This is a genomic window from Streptomyces sp. NBC_00259, from assembly GCF_036181745.1.
In the GTDB taxonomy this organism is placed as follows: Bacteria; Actinomycetota; Actinomycetes; order Streptomycetales; family Streptomycetaceae; genus Streptomyces; species Streptomyces pratisoli.
The window spans coordinates 3142355-3163668 of record NZ_CP108080.1; the positions used below are offsets into that span (position 1 = coordinate 3142355).

Sequence of the window (21314 nt, forward strand, 5' to 3'; positions counted from 1 at the left end):
CTCGCGGCGCACCCTCAGCGGGGTGCTCCAGGGACGATTCGGGGGCGCTCCAGGGGTGCTTCAGGGGTGCTTCAGACCAGGGAGAGGGCGATCCCGTCGAGGATGTCGTGCTCCGAGACGACGACCTCCTCGACCCCGGCGCGCTCCATGATCGCCAGCAGCACCAGGGCACCGGCGGTGATCACGTCCACCCGTCCCGGATGCATCACCGGGATCGCCGCGCGCTCGTCGTGCGTCGAGGCGAGCAGCCGCCGGGTGATCCCGGCGACCTGGTCGCGGGAGATCCGGGAGTGGTGGATGGCCTCGGAGTCGTACGCGTCGAGACCGAGCGCGATCCCGGCGACGGTGGTCACCGAGCCGGCCAGGCCGACCAGAGTGCTCGCCTCGCGGATCGGCACCGTCTCCTCGGCGAGGTCCAGCGCGGCCTCGACGTCCGCGCGGATCGCCGCGATCTCGTCCGACGACGGCGGATCCTGGCGGACGTGCCGCTCGGTCAGCCGTACGCAGCCGATGTCGACCGACCGGGCCGCCTCGACCTGCCCACGGCCGATGACGAACTCGGTCGAGCCGCCGCCGATGTCCACGACCAGCCGCTCCTCGTGGCCGGGCAGTTCCTTGGTGGCGCCGTTGAAGGAGAACTCGGCCTCCTGGTCCCCGCTGATCACCTCGGGCTCGACGCCGAGGATGCCGACCACGCCGTTCACGAAGTCGTCGCGGTTCTCGGCGTCCCGGGAGGCGGAGGTGGCCACGAAGCGGATCCTCTCCACACCGTGGGACTTCATGATCTCCGCGTACTCCCGGCAGGCGGCGAAGGTGCGCTCCAGCGCCTCGGGGGCGAGGCGGCCGGTGCGGTCGACGCCCTGACCGAGCCGGACGATGGTCATCCGCCGGTCCAGCTCCGTCAGTTCACCGGTGGACGGGTCGATGTCGGCGATCAGCAGACGGATCGAGTTCGTACCGCAGTCGACGGCGGCGACCCGGGTCACTGCTCGTCCCCCCGGACGTCGCCGGAGCCGCCGTCGGCACCGGACTCCCGCGTCCCGTCCGTCACCGGGCTCACACAGGGGCCCTTCGCCCACCACTCCGGCAGCATCGCGATCGCCTCGTCGCCCAGCGGGTTCACCCCGGGGCCGGCCGCCAGCGAGTGGCCGACCAGGACGTGCAGGCACTTCACCCGGTCCGGCATCCCGCCGGCGCTCGGGAAGCCCTTCAGCTCCTCGATCGCGTCACGGCGCGCGATGTAGTCCTCGTGCGCCGCCCGGTACGCCGCCGCCAGCTCGGGGTCGGCCGCCAGGCGCTCGGTCATCTCCTTCATGACGCCGTTCGCCTCCAGCGTGCCGATGGCCGAGGCCGCACGCGGGCACGTCAGGTAGTACAGCGTCGGGAACGGCGTACCGTCCTCCAGCCGCGGCGCCGTCTCCACCACGTCCGGATTGCCGCACGGGCAGCGGTGGGCGATCGCGCGCAGACCGCGCGGCGGGCGGCCGAGCTGCTCCTGGAACGCGGCGATGTCCGCCGCGGTGGGCGGGGTGTGCTCGGTGGTCGGCGGGGGCGTTTGCATGGATGTGTCTGTCTCTTCGTTCGGTCTGTGGCTTGGCCGGGGCTGGGCTAGCGGGGCGCGTCGGCCCGGTCGACACCGTCCCAGACGTTCGAGTACCAGGGCCTGCTGACCCCGTCCTCGTCGGTCCGGGGCTTCTGGCCGGCCCGCGGATCGACCACGATGTAGCCGGTCTCGCCCGGCCTGACCATGTGCAGGTGCTCGCGGGCCAGCCGCATGACGTACGCGTCGTCCCTCAGACGGGCCCTCTCGTCGCGCAGCCGTTCCACGCGCTCCCGGGCCGCGGCCGCGAGCCGCTCCTGCTCGGCGATCTCGTTCTGCTGCGACACGTACTGCCGCATCGGATACGCGAGCGCGACGATCATCGAGCAGACGACGAGCGCGAGGAAGGCCGCCCGGCCGGTGAGCCGCGAGCGCCGGGCCTGGCGACGGGTCTGCGAGCGGTAGACGCGGGCGGCGGTCTGCTCGCCGAGCAGCCGCAGCCTGGTCGCGGTGGAGAACCGGTCCCGGGCCATGTGTGCGCCTCCCCATTACGTGCGTACGTCCCCGCACACGGTACGGGACCGCGTGCGGGGACGTACGTATCTACCGGTGTGCGGGCTCAGCCCTTGAAGCGCGGGAACGCGCTGCGGCCGGCGTACTCCGCCGCGTCGTCGAGGATCTCCTCGATGCGCAGCAGCTGGTTGTACTTGGCGACGCGCTCGGAGCGGGCCGGGGCGCCGGTCTTGATCTGGCCGCAGTTGGTGGCGACGGCCAGGTCGGCGATGGTGACGTCCTCGGTCTCGCCGGAGCGGTGGGACATCATGCACTTGAAGCCGCTGCGCTGGGCCAGCTCGACGGCGTCCAGGGTCTCGGTCAGCGAACCGATCTGGTTGACCTTGACCAGGAGCGCGTTGGCGGCGCCGTCCTCGATGCCGCGGGCGAGGCGCTCCGGGTTGGTGACGAACAGGTCGTCGCCGACCAGCTGCACCTTGGAGCCGAGCTTGTCGGTGATGACCTTCCAGCCGGCCCAGTCGTCCTCGAACAGCGGGTCCTCGATGGAGACCAGCGGGTAGGCGGCGACGAGCTCCTCGTAGTACTCGGTCATCTCGGCGGCCGAGCGGGACTTGCCCTCGAACTCGTAGGAGCCGTCCTTGTAGAACTCGGAGGCGGCGACGTCGAGCGCGAGCGCGATGTCCTTGCCGGGCGCGTAGCCGGCCTGCTTGATGGCCTCGAGGATGAGGTCGAGGGCCTCACGGTTGGAGCCGAGGTTCGGGGCGAAGCCGCCCTCGTCGCCGAGGCCGGTCGACAGGCCCTTCTCCTTCAGCACCTTCTTGAGGGTGTGGTAGACCTCGGTGCCCCAGCGCAGGGCCTCGGAGAAGGACTCCGCGCCGACGGGCGCGATCATGAACTCCTGGATGTCCACGTTGGAGTCGGCGTGCGAGCCGCCGTTCAGGATGTTCATCATCGGAACGGGCAGCAGGTGCGCGTTCGGGCCGCCGAGGTAGCGGAACAGCGGGAGGTCGGAGGCCTCGGACGCGGCGTGCGCGACGGCGAGGGAGACACCGAGGATGGCGTTGGCGCCGAGGGAGGACTTGTCCGGGGTGGCGTCCAGGTCGAACATCGCCTGGTCGATCAGGCGCTGCTCGGTGGCGTCGTACCCGACGAGCTCCGGGCCGATCTGCTCGATGACGGCGAGGACGGCCTTCTCGACACCCTTGCCCATGTAGCGGTTCTGGTCACCGTCGCGGAGCTCGAGGGCCTCGAACGCACCGGTGGACGCACCGGACGGAACGGCAGCACGGCCGGTGCTGCCGTCGTCGAGGCCGACCTCGACCTCGACCGTGGGGTTGCCTCGGGAGTCCAGGATTTCCCGGGCTACGACGACGTCGATGGACGGCACGAGCATCTCCTTCTGGGATGTGACGCTGAATGTGACGCAAGCGGAGCAGGGTCAGTGCAGGGTCTCTTTGGCCTTGCGACAAGAGCCTAACCGCCCTACGGGCATCGGCCTGCCGCTGCCCGCCCCGTGGGACGAAAAAGGGGAACAAAGAGACAGAAACCCCGGCCCGGCGCGTACGGGGGATGGCGCGCCGGGCCGGGGAGCCGGGGGACGGGGGTGCGGACCCGTCAGCTCAGGTGGAGCTTCTGGCCGGGGTGAATGACGTTCGCGTCCTCGACGATGTCCTTGTTCAGCGCGAACAGCTTCTGCCAGCCGCCCTTGACCTTCTCGGCCTCGGCGATCTTGCTGAGGGTGTCGCCGGCCTTGACCGTGTACTCGCCGTCGCCCTTCTTGACCGGGGCGGCGGGGCGCTCGGAGCGGGTGGTCGGGACCTCGGCGCGCTTCGGGGCGGGGGCCTTGGCCTTGGGCTCGGCCTTCGGGGCGGCCTTGGGGGCAGCCGGGGCGGCACCGTTGTACGCGGCGTCGGACAGGCCCGTGCCGCAGTGCGGCCAGGCACCCTTGCCCTGGCCGTCGAGGACCTTCTCGGCTATCTCGATCTGCTGGGCCTTCGAGGCCTGGGCGGCGGTCTGGGCGTAGGCGGTGCCGCCGTACGCGGCCCAGGTGGAGGCCGAGAACTGCAGGCCGCCGTAGTAGCCGTTGCCGGTGTTGATCGACCAGTTGCCGCCGGACTCGCACTGGGCGACGGCGTCCCACTCGGAGGCGGTGGCGGCGGACGCGGTACCGGAAGCCATCAGCGGGGCGGCGATGGCCGCACCGGTGACACCGGCGAGCGTGGCGATACGAGTGGCCTTGGACGGGCGACGGTGCTTGCCCTTGCCGGAAAGCAGCATGGAACTTCTCCTCACCGACGCCTGCGAGGTGAGCTGTCGGGTTCGGGCCATGTGAGTTGCCCGGCCGCGCGAGGTTCGCGCGGCTCCACCCCAAGCCGGTTCCGCCCCAAAGGGCGGGCCCGGCACTTACCTTGGGTCCCCCGCTCCTGCCTTCGGCGCTTGCGCGACGACTGTTCCCGGCGGCCGCCGGCAGGATTCGGCGTGCGGTCGTCGGGGCCCGCGTTGCGAGCGGTTCAGACCGTAAACGCACTTCTCCCCGATGTTCAAAGTCGAACATCGGGGAGAAACCACACCTATTTGACGCGGAGAGATGTCCGTTTTCGCAGGTGAGAGGCGCGATGACCGGAGTTGACCGACGAGACGCGCCAGTTGACATGAAGAGACTCATGTCTCACTTGCGCAGAACCGGACATAAGCGCCCGAACTACTCCTTCAACTGCCCCTGCCCCAGGCCCAGATCGAGGCTCTGGCCAGGAAGGATGAGATCGGCGTCGGAGCCGACGACCTCCTGGTTCGCCTCATAGAGGGCGGGCCACCCGCCGGGCACCTCGTTCACGTCGGCGATCGACCACAGGTTGTCGCCGGGGCGGACGGTGTACTCATCTCCCGCGGCGACGCCGTCTCGTGCCGATGCGTCATCTCGTGAGGCATGACGACCGGAATTACGGTCATTGCCCGAATTGCCCGCCTCGTCCTCATCGGCGGGGCCACCGCGGTGCTTTCCGGAGCCCGTGTCCGCGGCTGCGTCCTCGCCGCCCGAGGCATCCGCGCCCTTGCCGGAGCCTGCCGGGGCGGAAGGCTCGTCCGAGGTGTCCGCGGGCTTCTCGGCCGTCGGCGAACCGTTCGAGGCACCGGAACCGGACGAGGCTGGGGTGTCGGTGTCCGGCGCGGGCGTCGTGCCCGCCCCGTCGCCGAAGGAGGGGCTCTTCGTGCCACCGTTCTGCGGCGTGGCGGAGGCGTCCCCGCCGGCGGGCTCGGCGCCGCCCCCCAGGAGGCCGGTGACGAGACCGGTGATCTCCCCGCAGCTCGGCCAGGCGGAGTCGCCCTGGGCGGACAGCACCGCCTCGGCCACCGTGATCTGCTGGGCGCGGCTTGCGAGGTCGGCGCGCGGCGCGTAGGCCGTACCGCCGTACGCCTCCCAGGTCTCCTGGGACATCTGCAGGCCGCCGTAGTAACCGTTGCCGAGGTCGGCGCTCCACACACCGCCGCTCTCACAGTCGGCGACGCGGTCCCAGGTGGCGGAGTCCGCGGCGGAGGCGGCGCCTGCGCCGAGCAGCGGGATGGCGATGGCCGATCCGGTCACCCCTGCCGCGACGATGAGAGCGGGGGCCTGACGAGGTCGGCGGTGTCGGCCGTTCCCGGAGCGCATGCGGTGTGCCTTCCATGTGACAACAGAAAACCCACGGGTCCCACGAGTCTGCCGATTCAGCGAGGACCCCGAGTCGGGGTGAACGTAGCCCCACTCGAACGTCAGTCACAAGTCGGTGCAGCGGAGATCACGTGAAAGTCACAGTCCTGACGACTCGTCAGCTCTTGGTGGGGGTGAACTCAACGGGCAGAGTGCGCAATCCACGCATGATGAGCCCCCCGCGCCACCGCAAATCGGAAGGATCCACCGCAAGCCGCAAGTCGGGCAATCTGGTGAGCAGGGTCGCGAGCGCGGTCTGTCCTTCGAGCCGCGCGAGCGGCGCGCCCAGGCAGTAGTGGATGCCGTGCCCGTACCCGAGGTGCTGGTTGTCCCGGCGGGACAGGTCGAGGGTGTCGGGGTCCGGGAAGCGGTCGGGGTCGCGGTCGGCGGCGGCGAGCACGACGAGGACCGGATCGCCGGCGCCGATGTCCTGCCCGCCGAGCGTGAGCGGCTCGGTCGCGAACCGCCACGTGGCGAGCTCCACGGGCCCGTCGTAGCGCAGCAGCTCCTCGACCCCGGTTTCGAGCAGCCCGGTGTCGCCCGCGGCGAGGGACGACTGGAGACGGGCACGCTGCTCCGGATCGCGCAGCAGGGCGTAGGTGCCGTTGCCGATCAGGTTGACGGTGGTCTCGAAGCCGGCGAAGAGGAGGATGAAGGCCATCGCCGCGGCCTCGTTCTCCGTGAGGTGCTCGCCGTGGTCGCTGGCCCGGATGAGCCCGGAGATCAGGTCGTCCCCGGGGTCCTCCCGCTTACGGTGGATCAGCTCGGCGAGATAGCCGCGCATCTTCTTCACCGACCGCGCCACCCCGCCGCGCGGACCGCCCCCGTGACGGATCATCATCCCGGCCCAGTCGCGGAAGTCGTCCTGGTCCTCGGCGGGGACGCCGAGCATGTCGCAGATGGCGTAGATGGGGAGCGGGAACGCGAACTCATGGATGAGGTCCGCGCTGCCCTTCGCGGCGAAGCCGTCGATGAGCCGGTCCGTCAGTTCCTGTACGCGCGGGGCGAACTCGGCCACGCGGCGCGGCGTGAACGCCTTGGAGACGAGCCGGCGCAGCCGGGTGTGGTCGGGCGGATCGATGTTCAGCAGATGCGTCATCAGCTCCGCCTTGCGCTCGCCCGGGATGCCCGTCTTCCCCTTCGCGTGCGCGGGCTCGTCGTGATGCGCGGGATTCTTGCTCAGCCGCTGGTCCGCCAGCGCCTGCCGCGCGTCCGCGTACCGGGTCACCAGCCATGCCTCGACCCCGCTGGGGAGCCGGGTCCTGTGCACGGGCGCGTGCTCGCGGAGCCAGGCGTAGGCGGGGTACGGGTCGGTGGCGAACTCCCAGGTGAAGAGCTCGGGGGCGTCGGGGACGCCGGACGGCTGGTCGTGCATGGGTCGACGGTAGCGCCCGCCGCACCGACTCACTCGTTCGGCGGACGGCTGCGCATTCCCCCTGGGAAGGCCGACCGTACGCGCCAGACTCCGTCGCATGGGAGCGCGCTGATGAGTGCCGCAGCCGAAAACCGGAGGGACGACCAGGACGGCCGGGAGGAGCACTACGTGTTCCCGGTCCCGCCCCCGGGTGGGTGGACGGCGGACGACCTCGAGCGGATCAAGGGTCTCCCGCCGCACACCGAGCTGATCGACGGCGGACTGTTCTTCGCGAGCCCGCAGACGTTCTTCCATATGGCCGCGCTGCGGCTGCTGGAGAACGCGCTGGTGCGACAGGCACCGGACGACCTCTACGTCGTCCGCGAGATGACGGCCAAGCTCGGCGAGCGCGACCGGCCGGAGCCCGATCTCATGGTGGTTCCCTGGAGCGCCCGCACGGGACCGGAGCAGACCTGGTACGCCCCGGCCGACATCCTGCTCGCCGTCAAGATCGTCTCGGACGAATCCGTGCAGCGCGACCGCGAGCTCAAGCCCCGCAAGTACTCGGCGGCCGGCATCCGGCACTTCTGGCGGGTCGAGAAGAACGACGGCCTGCCCGTGGTGTACGTCTACGAACTCGACCCCGCCACGAACAGCTACGCCGTCACCGGCATCCACCACAACCGGCTCAAGGTCGACGTCCCGTACCCGATCGAGATCGACCTCACCGGTGTGGACCGGAGGCGAGGAGCCCGGGACTGACGGGACCGCTCGTCAGGCGCCGTTCGTCGCCGTCTCCGCCGCGCGGATCGCGTCCCGGTAGGCGCGGGCCGCCGCGCGCAGCGCGGTCTCCGGGTCGTGGCCCTCGGCCTCCGCCCGGACGGCCATGGTGAGCAGTTCGTAGCCGATGCCGTGGTCGTCGCCGGCGGACGGCAGCTCCACGTCCAGACCCGCCGTACGGACCCGGCTCGCCAGCTTCGCGGCCAGGGCGAGGCCGGGCTGACCGAGCGGGATGCCGTCGGTCACGGAGTCGCGCTGCTTCTCCACGGCCTTCGTGCGGAGCCAGTGGGCCTTGACGTCCTCGGGGGTCTCGGCGTCGGCGTCACCGAACACGTGCGGATGGCGGTGGATGAGCTTGTCGACGATCGTGCCGGCCACGTCGTCGATCGAGAACGGCTCCTCCGCGTCCTCCTGTGCGATGCGCGCGTGGAAGACGACCTGCAGCAGGACGTCGCCGAGCTCCTCGCGCAGCTCGTCATGGTCGCCGTCCTCGATGGCCTCGACGAGTTCGTACGCCTCCTCGATGCCGTACTTGGCGAGGCCCTTGTGGGTCTGCTGCGAGGACCACGGGCACTCGCGGCGGATCCGGTCCATGACCTGGACGAGGTCGAGGAGCCGGGCGCCGGGCAGATCGTACGAGCCGGGGAGCAGCTCCAGGTCGGGCATCTGCACCCGGCCGGAGCCGGCCATGCGCGCCAGGCCGTCGGTGAGGGCCCGGTCGCCCTCGCCGGTCGCGAGGACCACGACCGTCCGGCCGCCGGCGCAGGCGTCGACGAGCTCCTGGGCGGTGGGCGCGGCGATCTCCACGCCGACACCGGCCTCCCTCAGATACGGCAGCTGGGGATGAGCACCGTCCCCGCACAGCACCCGGTCGGCGGCGTGCAGCGTCTGCCACGCGGGCCAGGACAGCAGCCCGGGTGCGACGCGATGGCTTGCGGTGAGCAGGACGATACGGCCGGGCTCGACGGGCGCTTCAGCATTCACCCCTCGACCTTACGTCGGCCTCGGTATCGCTCAGGCCCCGGCCGGGACGGCCTCCGGCTGCTTGGTGACCTGGGTGATCCACGGGGCCTTGTAGTCCCCGAGCTGGATCTTCGCGTCGTCCCAGGTGCCGTAGCGCGGGTTCACGTCGATGTCGAGCTCCTTCGACGCGGCGGTGAGCGCGTCGTTGACCTTCTGCAGGCCCTGCGGGGTGCTGAGGTCGGCGCCGAGCGCCCGGGCCAGCTCGGTCAGCATGACCTGCTCACGCACGGTCTCGTCGATCTGGTCCGGTGCGACCCCGCGCTGCTGCAGCAGCATCGCGGCGAGCTGCTCCTCCCCGCCGTACTGCTGGGCCGCGGCCGCCCGGGCGTCCTGGACCTCCTTGCGGGAGACGCTGATCCCGGCCTTCTCCGCGGCCTGCTCCAGCACCCGGCCGAAGATCATGCCGTGCAGCTTGGCCCGGCCCAGCTGCCCGGTGTCCTTGATCAGCTGCGCCGACTGGGGCGACGCCTCCTGGGCCGCCCGTACGTCCTCCACGTCGGCCTGGAGCGCGGACACCTCGATCCGGTCCCCGCCGACGACGGCTGCGGCGCCTGGGTGCGCCTCGCTCCCGCAGGCGGCGAGCAGGGGCGCCGCGGCGACGAGCGCGGCGGAGAGGGCGAGCGCGGTGCGACGGCGGCGGTGCAAAGGGGCCTCCCGGCGTGATTGTGCTTCGCTGCACAAAGCCTTGCGATGATCGATGGTAGGCAGTCGACGTGGCGCAGGCCACTACTTCGAAGCGACTGATTCGGTCAACGACGCGGGAGCGGGCTCCGGGCGGAGCATGATCGTGCGGGAGACCACGAAGGTGATCGGGATGGCCGCCGCGGCCGCGATCAGCGGTGCGTACCGGCTGCCGAAGTGGAGCACGTCGACCAGCAGGTACACACCGCTCGTGGTGATCACGAAGTTGGCGGCGTTGGTGAGCGGGAACAGCAGGAACTTGCGCCAGGTCGGCCGGGTCCGGTAGGTGAAGTACGAGTTCAGGAAGAACGAGCCGACCATGCTGAGCAGAAACGCCAGGACGTGCGCCGCGACGTACGGCATCCAGGGCAGGAACAGCAGATAGCAGCCGTAGTACGTCGCGGTGTTCACCACGCCGACCAGGGCGAAACGGATCATCTGCGCCTGGACCGTCATCGGCGTACGAGCTCCCCCTGCTCCCCCTGGGTGCGGTGCTGCTGCCGGGGCGGCGGTCCCGCGTTGGTCGCCGCGACCAGATAGTGCGGGCGGCGCTTCACCTCGTAGTAGATACGGCCCACGTACTCGCCGACGACGCCCAGCATGACCATCTGGACACCGGCGAGTGCGACGACCGTCACCAGAAGTGTGACATAGCCGGGGGTATCCACCCCGTTCACCAGGGCGACGCCGACGATCCACACGGCATACGCCATGGCTACCGAGAGGAGCAGCAGTCCTATGTAGACCGCGGCCCGCAGCGGCTTGTTGTTGAAGGAGAGGAGACCGTCGAGGCCGTAGTTGAGCAGTTTGCCGAAGCTCCATTTGGAGCGGCCCTGCTCACGCACCGCGTTCTCGTACTCGAAGGTCGTCGTACGGAATCCGACCCAGGCGAAGAGGCCCTTGGAGAACCGGTTGTACTCGCTCAGTCCGAGGATGGCGTCGACCGTACGGCGGGACAGCAGCCGGAAGTCGCCGACGCCGTCGACGAGTTCCACGTCGACCAGCCGGTTGATGAGCCAGTAGTAGGCGCGCGCGGTGACCGTGCGCGTGACCCGGTCGCCCTTGCGGGTGCGCCGGGCGATGACCTGGTCGAACCCCTCCTCGTACAGGCGCAGCATGCGGTGCACCAGCTCGGGGGGATGTTGGAGATCGGCATCCATGATGACCACCGCGTCACCGCCGGCGTGCTGGAGTCCGGCCAGCATCGCGGCCTCCTTGCCGAAGTTCCGGCTGAAGGAGACGTACCGGGTGCGGGAGTCGGCCGCCGCGATCGCCTCGAGGAGAGCGAGCGTGCGGTCGTGACTTCCGTCGTCCACATAGACCAGTTCGTATTCCTGGCCGAGCAGAGCGAGTTCCTTGGTCACGTGTTCATGGAAGCGGTCGATGATCTCCTCTTCGTTGAAGCACGGGACAACAATCGAGATCAGCACGGTAGAACCACAACGGATGTGAATGTCGCGTGCGGATTCGACACATGGCGGACAGGCGACCATTGCGTGAACTGGGTCCTTGATCCCTCGAATTCACGATGTGCCCTGGCATATTCGAAGAATCATGTCGACCTTGGACAACACCGCGCGGGTCCGCATATCCGCCTCCCGCGACGGCGGCCGCGGCCGCGCCACCGCACTCGCCGCCCTGCTGACGCTCCTGGCCGTATGCGCCGGTGACGCCGTCGCCCGCAGCTTTCCCTTCGGCCCGAAGACGCGCAGCGTCAACGACCTGGGCAATCAGTTCGTCCCGTTCCATGCCCATCTGTGGGACCTGCTGCACGGCCGTGCGGAGGGCGGGCTGCTGCTCAACTGGCAGTCCGGGTACGGCACGAGCTTCCTGCCCGACCTCGGGACCTATCTGACCAGCCCCTTCTCGGTGCTCGTCGGCCTCTTCCCGCGCGAGGACATCGATCTCGCGGTGTATGTGATCACCGTGCTGAAGATGGCCGCGGCGGCGGCCGCGATGACCTGGCTGCTGCTCACGCTCCACCGCGCGGGCGGCCGCTGGTGGGTGGCGGCGGTGCTCGGCGCCTCGTACGCGCTGTGCGGCTGGTCGGTCGTCGAGGCGTCGTACAACCCGATGTGGCTGGACGGGCTGATCGCCTTCCCGCTGCTGTGCCTGGTCGGCGAATGGGCCCGGACGAGGCGGCGGGCCGCCCTCGGCACGCTGATCGTCGCCGTGGCGTGGGCCGCGAACTTCTACACCGCCTACATGGCCACCCTCGGCGCCGCCCTGGTGCTGGTGCTGCGGCTGATTCTGGACGAGCGGACGGACGACGGGACGGACACGGGAGCAGGCAGAGGCGCAGGCACGGCCGGGCCGACGCCGGTACGGGACCGAGTCCGCGTGCTGCTCCGGGCCGCCGGGACCACCCTGCTCGGCATCGCCCTCGCCACCCCCGTGCTGATCCCGGTCTTCCTCGGCTCGAAGCACGCCTACCCGGGCTGGACACGGGAGTTCGAGCCGGCGGGCTGGGTCGACGTGTTCGCCCGCGCGCTCCCCGCGACGTACAGCTTCTTCACCCCGGCCGTCTTCCTCGGCACCGGAGCGCTGCTGCTCGCCGCCGCCCTCGTCTTCCACCGCGGTGCACCGCGGCGCGAGCGCCGGTGGTGGACCGCGCTGGTGGTGGCCGTCGCGGTGTCGATGCAGTGGGGACCGACCCATCTGGCCTGGCACATCTTCGCCACGCCCAACGGCAGCCCGTACCGGCAGTCGTTCGTCCTCGCCGGTGTGCTCGTGATCGCGGCCTGGGTGTGCGTGGCACGGGAATGGCCGGGACGGCGGGCGCTGCTCGCCGGCACCGGGGTGCTGGCGGTGATCGCGCTCGGCGCGGCGACCAGCGACCTGGTCACCGGCTGGACGTTCCCGCTGTTCGCGCTCGGGCTGGCCGGGGCCCTGGGCGCTCTCGTGCTGGCGAAGCGGCGGAGGTTCGTCGTCGTCGCCGCGCTCCTCCTCGCGGGCGGCCTGGTCGGGCAGGCGGCGGCGACCACCGCCTACGCCGACCGTCAGCGCCTCGGCCGGCTCGACGACTATCCGGCGTGGGGCACCGCCCACAGCGCGCGCGCCGACGCGGTGGCCGGCGCCGACAGCCGGCCCGGCTCCCGCACGGACAGCGGTCGCGAGCACCTCACCGGCAACGATCCGATGCTGCTGGGCGGCGAGAGCGGCGCGTACTACAGCAGCCACACCCCCGCCGTGCTCACCCGCACCATGGCCGCGCTCGGCGCCGGCTGGACCTCGCGGGGCCGCAACGTGCAGAGCCTGGACAACCCCGTCACCGACGCGGTCTTCTCGGTGGGGACGCGGGTGCGCACGGCGCCCGGCGGGCGCCCCGAGGTGACACGGGCCGAGGTGCCGCCGCTGGTGACCGTGCGGCCGAAGGGCCCGGAACCGCGCTACGGCACCTCACCGTTCCGCAACCAGGAACTGCTGCTCGGCGCCCCGGTGTACGGCGACCCCGTCGACGGTGTCTGCCCCGCGGGCACCGACGTCTTCCTGTGGGCGCCCGACTACGCGGGCACGGCACGGCTCGGCGACGGAAAGCCGGTGAAGCTCACCGGTGGACTGCCCAAGCGGCGCGCGCCGATGACCCCGCTCGGCACGTCGCACGGACCCGCCTCCCGGATCGCCTTCGGCAAGCAGGAGCCCCGGGACTGGAGCGCCGGCTGTCTCGACCGCGGCAGACTGGCCGCCGCCGTGGCCCGGCTGAAGACCTCCGGGGCGGTGTCGGTGGAGGTCGGCGACAGCGGCGTACGCGCCGAACTGCCGACCGGCTCCACCGGCACCGCCGTCCTCGCCGCGCCGCGCATCGCCGGCTGGAGCTGCGACGGCAGGCCGGCGGACCGGTACCTCGGGCTGGTCGCCGTGCCGCTCGACGGGAAGCGCACCACGGTCGACTGCTCCTTCCGGCCGCCGGGGCTGCGCGTGGGCGCGGCCGTCGCCGGGGCCGCACTGGTGGTGCTGCTGGGGCGGGTGGCCGTCCCGCTCGTACCGGTCGTACGGGCGCGTCGACGGAAGGACACCAAGACTTCACCCGAACGGCCCCCGTTGGTGGCCTCTTGAGCGGAAATCTCGGCGTAACGTCCCCGCCATGCCTTCCCTCCTGAGCAACCGGCTGGCCCAGCGGGTGCTGCGTCCGGCGTTCACGCTGGTGGAGCAGCGCCTGGAGCGCGCCACCAACGCCCTGCAGGCCGACCTCGACGCCCTGCACCACGAAGTGGCCGACCTGCGGCGCCAGAGCTACGGGCTCGGGCTGCTGCTCGACCACGCCGGGCGGGACGGCCACCGGATGCCCACCGCGACGCAGCTGGACTCTCTCGTCCGCGAAGTGACCACGGTGACCGGGGCATCGGGTGATCACGCCCGCCGGGACCTGACGGTCGCCTACCGCACCGTGGTGGCGCTGGAGGCCCTGGGTGTCGGCCGGCTGGCGGGCTCGACCTCCGACGTGTGCGGCAAGCTGGCGACCGTTCCGCTGCTGGCCCCGCCGAACGAGGACGTGCTGGAGATCGGTACGCAGCACGGGCTGTTCGCGACGGCACTGCTGCGCATGCTGCACCGCGCGGGTGTCGAGCCGCGGCTGACCATCGTCGACCGGCTGGCGGGGGCGGCGGACGGTGCCGGAACGGCGGACGGTGAAGAGGCTGCGGACGGCGCGAAGGTGGCGGTTCCGGTGACGGTGCCGGTGCTCGTGTCCGTGCCCGTGCGTGAGGACGTCGTCCGTGCCAACCTCGCGCTGTGCGGCAGCCGTTCCGGTGCCCAGGCCCGTATCGAGCGGGGCGCCTCGGGTGACCCGGAGGTACGGGCCGCGGTCTCCGACCGCCGCTACGGAGTGATCGTGCTGGCCGGCGACGCGTCGTCCGTGCAGGCGGTCCTGGCCGATCTGGAATGCGCGGAGGAGCTGGCCGCGCAGCGCGCCGTCGTCGTCCTCGACGGCCACGGCGACGACACGCGTCCCGCGGTCGCCGAGGCGCTGGGCAAGCACCTCGCGAACGGCTCCCGGCTGAAGCTCGTGGGTCGGGTCGCGGGCACGGCGTTCCTGCGCGCGGACTGAGTCCTCCCGCCGTTCACCCGCCCCACCCACCGCTCAGCCGCAGGGGTCGCCCGGGCCTGAGGGCCCGGGCGCGGCCAAACCGGGCCCGGTCAGCTCGGGGCGCGGTCACCCCGGGCGGAACTGGCGCTGGCGGGTCAGTGCGCGGCGGAGTTCCGTGGGGAGCGAGTGCCCCGGGCCGTACAGACGCTCGGAGTCGAACAGCAGGTTCTGCAACTGCTGGTGGCCCGCCGTGTGGTCGCCCATCGCCAGCAGCAGATGCCCGATCCGGTGCCGGATGTCGAACGCCCGCGCCGTGTCCACCGCGCCCCCGTGCCGGCCCTCGTAGTACGGCAGCACCGCCCGGTACTCCGTCAGCGCCGCGGCCGTCTCCCCCAGCTGCTCCAGGCACTGCGCCGCGTCGTGGCGGAACTGCAGGGTCTGAGGGTCGCCCGGCCCCGCCTCCGCCGCCCGGTCGTCTGCCAGCCGGCGCAGTTCGGGCAGGGCCCGGCGGTACTGGCCGTCGTCCATGAGCGTCGTCGCGTACTGCTTGCGCAGGATCCTCACGACCGTCGACCGCTCACCGTGCTCGGCCGCGGCGGCCGGAAGGATGCCGCCGAGGATGTCCACGGCCCGGGTGATGCTGCCCTCGCCGAGGAGGCGTTTGACCTCGTCGACGGCGGCGGCGACATCGGGCCGATCGGCGGCCACCGGCACGGCCGACACCCTCGGGTCGGGCGGCGACGGTGCCGCCTCCTGGTCGGGCCAGGGCGCGTGGGGGCGCAGGAACGGACGGGTCGGGTCGAGCGGCCCGGTCGGCGTCCCGCGCCGCGCCGGCAGCAGCGGCGCGAGGGCCGCGTACACCTCCCGCGCGCCGGACGGCCGGTGTTGCGGGTCCTTGGCGAGGAGCCGCAGGACGAGTGCTTCGAGCTGCTCGGGTATCTCGGGCCGCAGCTGTCGCACGGGCAGCGGCGGTTCGTACAGATGGCGGTGGAGCACGCCGAGCGCGGTGGACCCCGCGAACGGCACGGTGCCGCTGAGCAGTTCGTGCAGCAGCACTCCCAATGCGTACAGGTCCGTGTACGGGCCGACGGCGCCGCCCATCGCCTGCTCGGGCGCCATGTAGGCGGGGCTGCCGATCGGGGAGCCGGTGTGGGTGAGGCGGGTGGTGTCGGTGTCGATGACGGACGCCACGCCGAGGTCGAGGACGGTGACCGTGCCGTCGGGCTTCACCATCACGTTCCGCGGTTTGAGGTCACGGTGGACGATCGGTACGGCGTGCACGGCGCCCAGCACCGCGCACAGCTGGGCCGCGACGGACACGGCCCACTCCCAGGGGTACGGGTCGTGCTCCGCGAGGTGGTCGGCGAGGTCCGCGCCCTCGACGTACTGCATGACGAGGTACAGGTCGTCGCCGTCGCTGCCCGCGTCGTGGACGGTGACCAGGCCCGGGTGGGTCACCTGGGCGGTGACCCGGCACTCGCGGACGAAGCGGCGGCGCATCTCGTCGGCGGCCGTGGCGGGCGCCATGTGGTCGGGACGCAGCAGCTTGACGGCGACCCGGCGGTCGAGCCGCTGGTCGTAGCCCGTCCAGACCTGGCCCATGCCGCCCTGGCCGATGATCGTGGACAGTTCGTAGCGTCCGGCGACCATGCGTCCGTTCACCGGCCGCGCTCCCCGTTGTTGTTGTCGTTGTTGTCGTTGCGCAGGTACGCACTGAGCTCGTCGAGCTCGGCACGCACCTGGTCGATGCGGTGCGGGGGATGCACGGGTTGCGGCTGCGGCTGCGGTTGCGCCGGCGGTTGCGGCTGAGTGTGAAGCTGCGGTTGCGAGGGCGGCTGCGGCTGGACCTGAGGTGCCGGCTGGGGCGGGTAGCCGTATCCCGGGACGGGCATGGGCGGCGGACCGTGCGGGGCGGGAGGCGCGGTGAACACCGGTGCCGCGTACCCGCGCTGATGGTGGTGGATGTCGACGATCAGGTAGTACGTGACCACGCCGACCATCTGGAGCAGCAGTCCCGCCATGCCGACGTTCGCTATCCAGTGGTCCGCGAAGCTCTGCTCCAGAGGCACCAGACAGGCGACGTTGAGCACGAGCTGACACCAGAACAGCGCCCAGTCCTGACCTCTGCGCCGCATGATCGCGATGCGCAGCATGGCGATCCAGGCGAGCATCCCCAGGGTCAGGACGATCAGCACACAGATGATCACGCGCACGGTGATCACGCCGGCCGTCGCCGGGCGGCGCGGTGGCGTCATGGGCACGTGAACGTGCATGTGGCGCTCCTGGGAGGTGCGGACCGAAGGAGTTCGAGCGTATACACCGACAAGGACAACCGACTCAGGGTTGTGCACAAAGGGTGTTGCGCAGATCACTCCCGGAATCGATCATTCCGGCAGTACGGTCCCGTCCGCCAGCCCGTCGTACACGCTCTGCGCCAGCTGTCCGCCGAGTCGGATCGCGAGTCGCAGCGCGTCCTCGAACTCCGCCAGGGCGCGGAAGCGTTCGCCGTACCGCCGCTGCTCGGCGAGAGGCAGCCGGGGCAGCTGGATCCGCCGTACGTCGAGCCGGGTGGCGGTGGAGGCGTAACTGCTGGCCTGCCGGTTGTTCGCCGTACCGCGCAGGAAGCCGGCCAGGAACCAGGAGTCGAGCGCCGCCGCGTCGGGTCGCAGCAGCTGGAGGTTGCGGCCGAGCGCGGCGCCCGCGGTGGCGGCGTCGACGACGCGCGCGACCGAACCGCCGCCCAGGACGGGCACGACGACATCACCTTCCTCCGTGAGCACGGGCTCCTCGGCCTGCCCGGCCGGGAGCGTGCCAGAGGGCGCGGCGCCGGTGATCACGTCGTGCTCGGTGAGGACGGGACCGCCGGAGTGCGAGGCCCCGGCCCCGCCGGTACGCAGCACGAGCGCGCCGGCGCGGGAGAGTTCGCCGACGGTGGTGAGCGTGCGGGCGGCGGGCCCCACGGTGGTGACGGGCGCGGGCGCCAGCTCCATGGTGCGGCGCAGCGAACCGTCCAGGCTCTTGCGTACGGCTTCGAGGTCGGCCGCGGACCCGCCCGCGGCGGGCACGGACAGATGGCGGGCGGGGGCCAGGTCGACGTCGTCGTCGAGGAGTTCGATGACGGGCACGGAGCGGCTGACGCCGGACTGCTCGGTCCGGTCCCGCCAGGCGTCGAGCACGGCACTCTGCACGGCCGGCCAGGGCAGCTTGTCGCGGCTGCCGTCCGGCATGAGCGCGGCGGTGTCGACGAACAGCAGCTCGGGGTCCGGCCGCTGGCCCGCCCCTGGCCTGCACAGCACCCACAGGTGCAGCGGAATGCCGTACGGGGGCGCGGCGCCGGCCGGCAGGGCGATCACGGCGCGCAGCGCGCCGCGGCGGAGCAGATCGGCGCGGACACGGCGCCCGGAGCGGCGGGAGGCGACGGCCGGGGGCATCAGCAGGACCGCCGTGCCGCCTTCTCGCAGATGCGCGAGGGCGTGCTGGACCCAGGCCAGCTCGGACTCGGTGCGGGCGGGGAAGCCGTACTCCCAGCGGGGGTCGTAGGCGAGTTCGTCGTGACCCCAGTTGCGCTCGTTGAAGGGCGGGTGGCAGAGCACGACGTCGGCGGTGAGCCCGGGGAAGGCATCCGCACGCAGGGTGTCGGCGGCGGCCGCGCGGATGTCGGCGTCGCCGTGCAGGGCGAGGCGCAGCGCGGTCAGCGAGGCGAGCTCGGGGTCGGCGTCCTGGGCGTGGAGGGCGGCCGGCTGCCGAACGGCACGCAGGAGTCCTCCGGTGCCGGACGCCGGGTCGAGCACCGTCTTGCCGGGGGTGTCCGCGCCGGCGAGTGCCGCCATCAGCTCGGCGGGCCCGGGCGGAGTGAGGGTGTACTGGCGGGGGTTGGCGTCCAGGTGCCGGCCCAGCAGGAACTCGAAGGCCTGGCACGTACCCAGTTCGGCGGCGAGTTCCGCGGCGCCGCGCAGGAGGGGGACGGACGGCGCGAGCTCGGCCGCCGTCGGTGTCGGCACGGCGGCGCGCTGCTCGCCGAAGCGGGCGGTGAGGACGTTGTCCAGGGCGCCGGGGAGCATCGTGAGCAGCCGTTTGTCCGAAGCGGCGGCCAGCTCCAGCCAGGCGGTGGGCCTGTCCCGTACGAGCAGCAGCACGCATCCCGCGTGGACGAGCGCGGTGACGGCCCCGGCGGGATGCGCGGACAGCAACTGCCAGACCCGCTCACGGCGCGGCACTTCGGCGAGCTTGCCCTGGTCGCGCAGCCACTGCTCGACCTCGGCGAGCGCGAACGACGGGCTGGTCTCGGTGCCTCCGACGGGCCTGGGGAAGTCGGCGTGGCGCCGCCGCCAGTTGCTGACGGCGGCGCGGCCCACACCCGCGAGCCGGGCGATCCCCGCGGCGGTGACCTCGGTTGAGTGCTGTTCCGGCACCGGACCGTCTCCCCTCGTGCGCTGTGAAGGCCTCGTGCGCTGTGAAGGCCATGAGCCGTGAAGAACGAGCATACCGAGCCGATCCCGCAGACCCGTTCACAGCGTGAGCGGACTCAAAGTGCGTGAGCGCTGTTGACTCGGTTCACAGCCTCTGTTGTCATTGACGCATCGGTTCACGCAGTCCTCACAGCGCCCCGGAAGGTGCCACAGCCATGTCTCAGCCCATGTACGCCCCGCAGCAGCCGCAGCAGCCCCAGCGCGGCGGCCCCGAGAAGAAGCGCAACTGGTTCGCCCGCCACAAGGTGCTCACCGCTCTCGGCGCGGTCGTCGTGCTCGTCGCGATCGGCTCGGCCGCGGGCGGTGGCGAAGACTCGTCCTCCGGATCCACGGCGGCGGGCTCGTCGAAAGGCGCGGCCCAGGACGCCGCCAAGGGCACGGGCGACTCCAAGCCGAAGGAGGAGACGAAGAAGAAGGCCGCCGCGATCGAGGGGGACGGCGACTTCGAGGTCCCCGCGGACATCAAGCCCGGCCTGTACCGCACCAGCGGCAACGACGGCATGTGCTACTGGGAGCGCGCCAAGGACTCGAAGGGCGAGGTCGACTCGATCCTCGCCAACGACAACGTCAGCGGCACGAGCTACGTGACCCTCAAGCCCTCCGACAAGATCTTCAAGACCACCGGCTGCAAGGACTGGGAAGCCGTGGACGAGAAGGCCAAGGGCAGCCCGAAGTCCGAGATCAAGGGCGACGGCGGCATGTTCAAGGTGGGCGTCGACATCGCCCCCGGCACGTACAAGTCGACGGGCAACACGGACGACATGTGCTACTGGGAGCGCTCGAAGGACGCGGCCCACGGCATCGACTCGATCCTCGCGAACGAGAACGTGAAGGGGACGGCGATCGTGAAGATCGGCGCGAGCGACGGCTACTTCAAGACGACGAACTGCCAGGACTGGAAGAAGACCGGCTGACGCCGCCCACGGCCGCCCGCGGCCTTCCGCGGCCGCCCCACGGACCGCAGCGCGCTGCACTGCTGGCACGACCCCGCCGGCACGGCATCGCAGGAGCGACGCCGACGTCGCGATGCGCCCGAAACTCCCGAATCACCCGGTTCCGGAGGGCCATTCGCACGGATACCGGTCACCAAGTAGACCAAGTTTGAACCTCTTTGCCACTCATCCAGACTTTCACCACACATCCATCACATCCGGATGTACGCTCACCGCACGTTCGGACGCCATCTTCCGGACGCTGCACAACCCATGGGGAGGGTTCCTTGAAGCTCCGTCACGCCGCCTCGGCAACCGCTGTCGCCATCGCCGTCGCCGGTGGTCTGCTGACCGCCACTCCGGCCCAGGCCGCCGGTGGGGTGAGCATCTACCGCGTGTCCTACAACTCGCCGGGCTCCGACACCGGCTCCAACCCCTCGCTGAACGGCGAGTGGGTCCAGCTCTACAACTCCAGCTCGTCCGCGATCTCCATCCAGGGCTGGAAGCTGCGCGACGTCACCGGCTACACGTACACGTTCAGCGGCAAGATCGGCGCGAGGTCCTACATCAAGGTCCACACCGGCAAGGGCTCCAACACGGCCGGGTACCGCTACTGGGGACGCTCCTGGTACGTCTGGAACAACACGGGCGACACGGCGTACCTGCGGAAGTCGACCGGCACGCTCGTCGACTCCTGCAAGTGGGGTTCGACGGGCTCCTCCAAGTACTGCTGAGACCGCGCCACTTCCGCCCGGCACCACTTCCGCCCCGCACCGGGCCGCGCCGCACTCCGGCCGGCCCGGTCCGGGCTCCGGGGCCGGGGCCACCGCGCGGCGGCCACCAGAGGTGATGCCACGATGCGGGGATGGGAAATCTCTACCAGTACTTCCGCGCACCGGACGACGCGACGGCACTGGTCACGTTCGCGCCGGGCCCGGCCGGCATCGGCCTGGAGCCGCTCGACGTGTCCGGGATGGACCCGTATCTGATGCTCGGCGCCGCGGAAGCCCTGCTCGTCGGCCGGCTCTTCGAGGATGTGGCCGCCCAGCCGCGCTTCAACCACCTGCTCAGCGATCCCGACGCTGACAGCACGTGGGTCGTGACACTCACCGACCAACTGCGTGACGCCCTCGCCGAAGCATCGACCGAGCGCCTGGCCGAGGTCGCCGTGATCTGGTCCCGGGCCGAGGAGCTCGACGGATCCGGCGACCCCGATTCCCTGGCCGGCTTCCTGGAACAGCTGGCCCGCATCGCCCGGGAGGCACGGGAGCAGAGGAACGGCCTCTACTGCTGGATGTCACTGTGACCGGC

20 protein-coding genes and 1 riboswitch are annotated in these 21314 nt (G+C 71.3%); of the genes, 6 read left to right on the plus strand and 14 right to left on the minus strand.

What is annotated here, in order from left to right; translation table 11 throughout:
* Nucleotides 1-71 precede the first annotated feature (71 nt).
* From OG766_RS14045 to OG766_RS14075, 7 genes are all read right to left on the minus strand, one after another.
* Nucleotides 72-986, minus strand: coding sequence for a Ppx/GppA phosphatase family protein (locus OG766_RS14045; RefSeq protein WP_266378642.1), 915 nt, complete (start codon nt 984-986; stop codon nt 72-74).
* Complete coding sequence (locus OG766_RS14050; protein WP_266378645.1) at nt 983-1561, minus strand: DUF501 domain-containing protein; 579 nt, start codon at nt 1559-1561, stop codon at nt 983-985. Before OG766_RS14050 ends, OG766_RS14045 begins: the two co-directional genes overlap by 4 nt.
* Before the next feature lie 47 nt (nt 1562-1608).
* Entirely contained in the window at nt 1609-2073 is a 465-nt protein-coding gene (locus OG766_RS14055; RefSeq protein WP_266378648.1) for an FtsB family cell division protein, read from the minus strand.
* Between the two features lie 86 nt (nt 2074-2159).
* On the minus strand, nt 2160-3440 hold the full coding sequence (gene eno / locus OG766_RS14060) for a phosphopyruvate hydratase (protein WP_266378651.1): 1281 nt from the start codon (nt 3438-3440) through the stop codon (nt 2160-2162).
* Between the two features lie 227 nt (nt 3441-3667).
* The gene (locus OG766_RS14065; RefSeq protein WP_266378654.1) at nt 3668-4330 is read right to left on the minus strand and encodes a LysM peptidoglycan-binding domain-containing protein; all 663 of its coding nucleotides are present in this window, start codon (nt 4328-4330) and stop codon (nt 3668-3670) included.
* A gap of 3 nt (nt 4331-4333) precedes the next feature.
* A riboswitch (cyclic di-AMP (ydaO/yuaA leader) is annotated at nt 4334-4498 on the minus strand.
* A 256-nt stretch (nt 4499-4754) separates the two neighbouring features.
* Nucleotides 4755-5699, minus strand: coding sequence for a transglycosylase family protein (locus OG766_RS14070; protein WP_266378657.1), 945 nt, complete (start codon nt 5697-5699; stop codon nt 4755-4757).
* 157 nt (nt 5700-5856) lie between these two features.
* Nucleotides 5857-7113, minus strand: coding sequence for a cytochrome P450 family protein (locus OG766_RS14075; protein WP_266378660.1), 1257 nt, complete (start codon nt 7111-7113; stop codon nt 5857-5859).
* Nucleotides 7114-7224: 111 nt separating this feature from the next.
* Here OG766_RS14075 and OG766_RS14080 point away from each other — a divergent pair, with 111 nt between their 5' ends.
* Entirely contained in the window at nt 7225-7854 is a 630-nt protein-coding gene (locus tag OG766_RS14080) for a Uma2 family endonuclease (protein ID WP_266378661.1), read from the plus strand.
* A gap of 12 nt (nt 7855-7866) precedes the next feature.
* Here OG766_RS14080 and OG766_RS14085 read toward each other — a convergent pair whose 3' ends face one another.
* The 4 genes from OG766_RS14085 to OG766_RS14100 form a co-directional block, all read right to left on the minus strand.
* Nucleotides 7867-8856, minus strand: a complete 990-nt coding sequence (locus OG766_RS14085; protein WP_266378664.1) for a nucleoside triphosphate pyrophosphohydrolase — start codon at nt 8854-8856, stop codon at nt 7867-7869.
* Between the two features lie 30 nt (nt 8857-8886).
* Entirely contained in the window at nt 8887-9540 is a 654-nt protein-coding gene (locus OG766_RS14090; protein WP_266378667.1) for a SurA N-terminal domain-containing protein, read from the minus strand.
* Nucleotides 9541-9621: 81 nt separating this feature from the next.
* The gene (locus OG766_RS14095) at nt 9622-10032 is read right to left on the minus strand and encodes a GtrA family protein (protein WP_266378671.1); all 411 of its coding nucleotides are present in this window, start codon (nt 10030-10032) and stop codon (nt 9622-9624) included.
* A complete protein-coding gene (locus tag OG766_RS14100; RefSeq protein WP_266378674.1) occupies nt 10029-11006 on the minus strand; it encodes a glycosyltransferase family 2 protein in 978 nt (325 codons plus the stop codon). Before OG766_RS14100 ends, OG766_RS14095 begins: the two co-directional genes overlap by 4 nt.
* A gap of 124 nt (nt 11007-11130) precedes the next feature.
* On the opposite strand from OG766_RS14100, the gene OG766_RS14105 reads away from it, so the two are divergent.
* Nucleotides 11131-13632 (plus strand): YfhO family protein, encoded by a 2502-nt coding sequence (locus tag OG766_RS14105; RefSeq protein WP_266378678.1) that lies wholly within the window; start codon nt 11131-11133, stop codon nt 13630-13632.
* Nucleotides 13633-13660: 28 nt separating this feature from the next.
* Nucleotides 13661-14623 carry a class I SAM-dependent methyltransferase gene (locus OG766_RS14110; RefSeq protein ID WP_266378681.1) on the plus strand — a complete coding sequence of 321 codons (963 nt, stop codon included), beginning with the start codon at nt 13661-13663 and terminating at the stop codon, nt 14621-14623.
* A 105-nt stretch (nt 14624-14728) separates the two neighbouring features.
* Here the strand turns inward: OG766_RS14110 and OG766_RS14115 are convergent, their stop codons facing one another.
* From OG766_RS14115 to OG766_RS14125, 3 genes are all read right to left on the minus strand, one after another.
* Nucleotides 14729-16264 (minus strand): serine/threonine-protein kinase, encoded by a 1536-nt coding sequence (locus tag OG766_RS14115; RefSeq protein WP_323137283.1) that lies wholly within the window; start codon nt 16262-16264, stop codon nt 14729-14731.
* Nucleotides 16261-16875 (minus strand): hypothetical protein, encoded by a 615-nt coding sequence (locus tag OG766_RS14120; protein WP_266378684.1) that lies wholly within the window; start codon nt 16873-16875, stop codon nt 16261-16263. Before OG766_RS14120 ends, OG766_RS14115 begins: the two co-directional genes overlap by 4 nt.
* 111 nt (nt 16876-16986) lie before the next feature.
* On the minus strand, nt 16987-19014 hold the full coding sequence (locus OG766_RS14125; protein ID WP_328725459.1) for an N-6 DNA methylase: 2028 nt from the start codon (nt 19012-19014) through the stop codon (nt 16987-16989).
* Nucleotides 19015-19226: 212 nt separating this feature from the next.
* Here OG766_RS14125 and OG766_RS14130 point away from each other — a divergent pair, with 212 nt between their 5' ends.
* The 3 genes from OG766_RS14130 to OG766_RS14140 all read left to right on the plus strand — a co-directional run bounded on the left by OG766_RS14130 (nt 19227) and on the right by OG766_RS14140 (nt 21309).
* Nucleotides 19227-19985 carry a hypothetical protein gene (locus tag OG766_RS14130; protein WP_328725460.1) on the plus strand — a complete coding sequence of 253 codons (759 nt, stop codon included), beginning with the start codon at nt 19227-19229 and terminating at the stop codon, nt 19983-19985.
* A 305-nt stretch (nt 19986-20290) separates the two neighbouring features.
* Nucleotides 20291-20737 (plus strand): lamin tail domain-containing protein, encoded by a 447-nt coding sequence (locus tag OG766_RS14135; RefSeq protein ID WP_266378692.1) that lies wholly within the window; start codon nt 20291-20293, stop codon nt 20735-20737.
* A 131-nt stretch (nt 20738-20868) separates the two neighbouring features.
* The gene (locus tag OG766_RS14140; protein ID WP_328725462.1) at nt 20869-21309 is read left to right on the plus strand and encodes a hypothetical protein; all 441 of its coding nucleotides are present in this window, start codon (nt 20869-20871) and stop codon (nt 21307-21309) included.
* The last annotated feature ends 5 nt before the right edge of the window (nt 21310-21314 follow it).

Bases quoted from the DNA above. Each gene is read 5' to 3' on its own strand.
- OG766_RS14050 (WP_266378645.1), bottom strand. From the start codon at position 1,561: ATGCAAACGCCCCCGCCGACCACCGAGCACACCCCGCCCACCGCGGCG.
- OG766_RS14055 (WP_266378648.1), bottom strand. From the start codon at position 2,073: ATGGCCCGGGACCGGTTCTCCACCGCGACCAGGCTGCGGCTGCTCGGC.
- OG766_RS14065 (WP_266378654.1), bottom strand. From the start codon at position 4,330: ATGCTGCTTTCCGGCAAGGGCAAGCACCGTCGCCCGTCCAAGGCCACT.
- OG766_RS14070 (WP_266378657.1), bottom strand. From the start codon at position 5,699: ATGCGCTCCGGGAACGGCCGACACCGCCGACCTCGTCAGGCCCCCGCT.
- OG766_RS14075 (WP_266378660.1), bottom strand. From the start codon at position 7,113: ATGCACGACCAGCCGTCCGGCGTCCCCGACGCCCCCGAGCTCTTCACC.
- OG766_RS14080 (WP_266378661.1), top strand. From the start codon at position 7,225: ATGAGTGCCGCAGCCGAAAACCGGAGGGACGACCAGGACGGCCGGGAG.
- OG766_RS14095 (WP_266378671.1), bottom strand. From the start codon at position 10,032: ATGACGGTCCAGGCGCAGATGATCCGTTTCGCCCTGGTCGGCGTGGTG.
- OG766_RS14105 (WP_266378678.1), top strand. From the start codon at position 11,131: ATGTCGACCTTGGACAACACCGCGCGGGTCCGCATATCCGCCTCCCGC.
- OG766_RS14110 (WP_266378681.1), top strand. From the start codon at position 13,661: ATGCCTTCCCTCCTGAGCAACCGGCTGGCCCAGCGGGTGCTGCGTCCG.
- OG766_RS14120 (WP_266378684.1), bottom strand. From the start codon at position 16,875: ATGCACGTTCACGTGCCCATGACGCCACCGCGCCGCCCGGCGACGGCC.
- OG766_RS14130 (WP_328725460.1), top strand. From the start codon at position 19,227: ATGTCTCAGCCCATGTACGCCCCGCAGCAGCCGCAGCAGCCCCAGCGC.
- OG766_RS14140 (WP_328725462.1), top strand. From the start codon at position 20,869: ATGGGAAATCTCTACCAGTACTTCCGCGCACCGGACGACGCGACGGCA.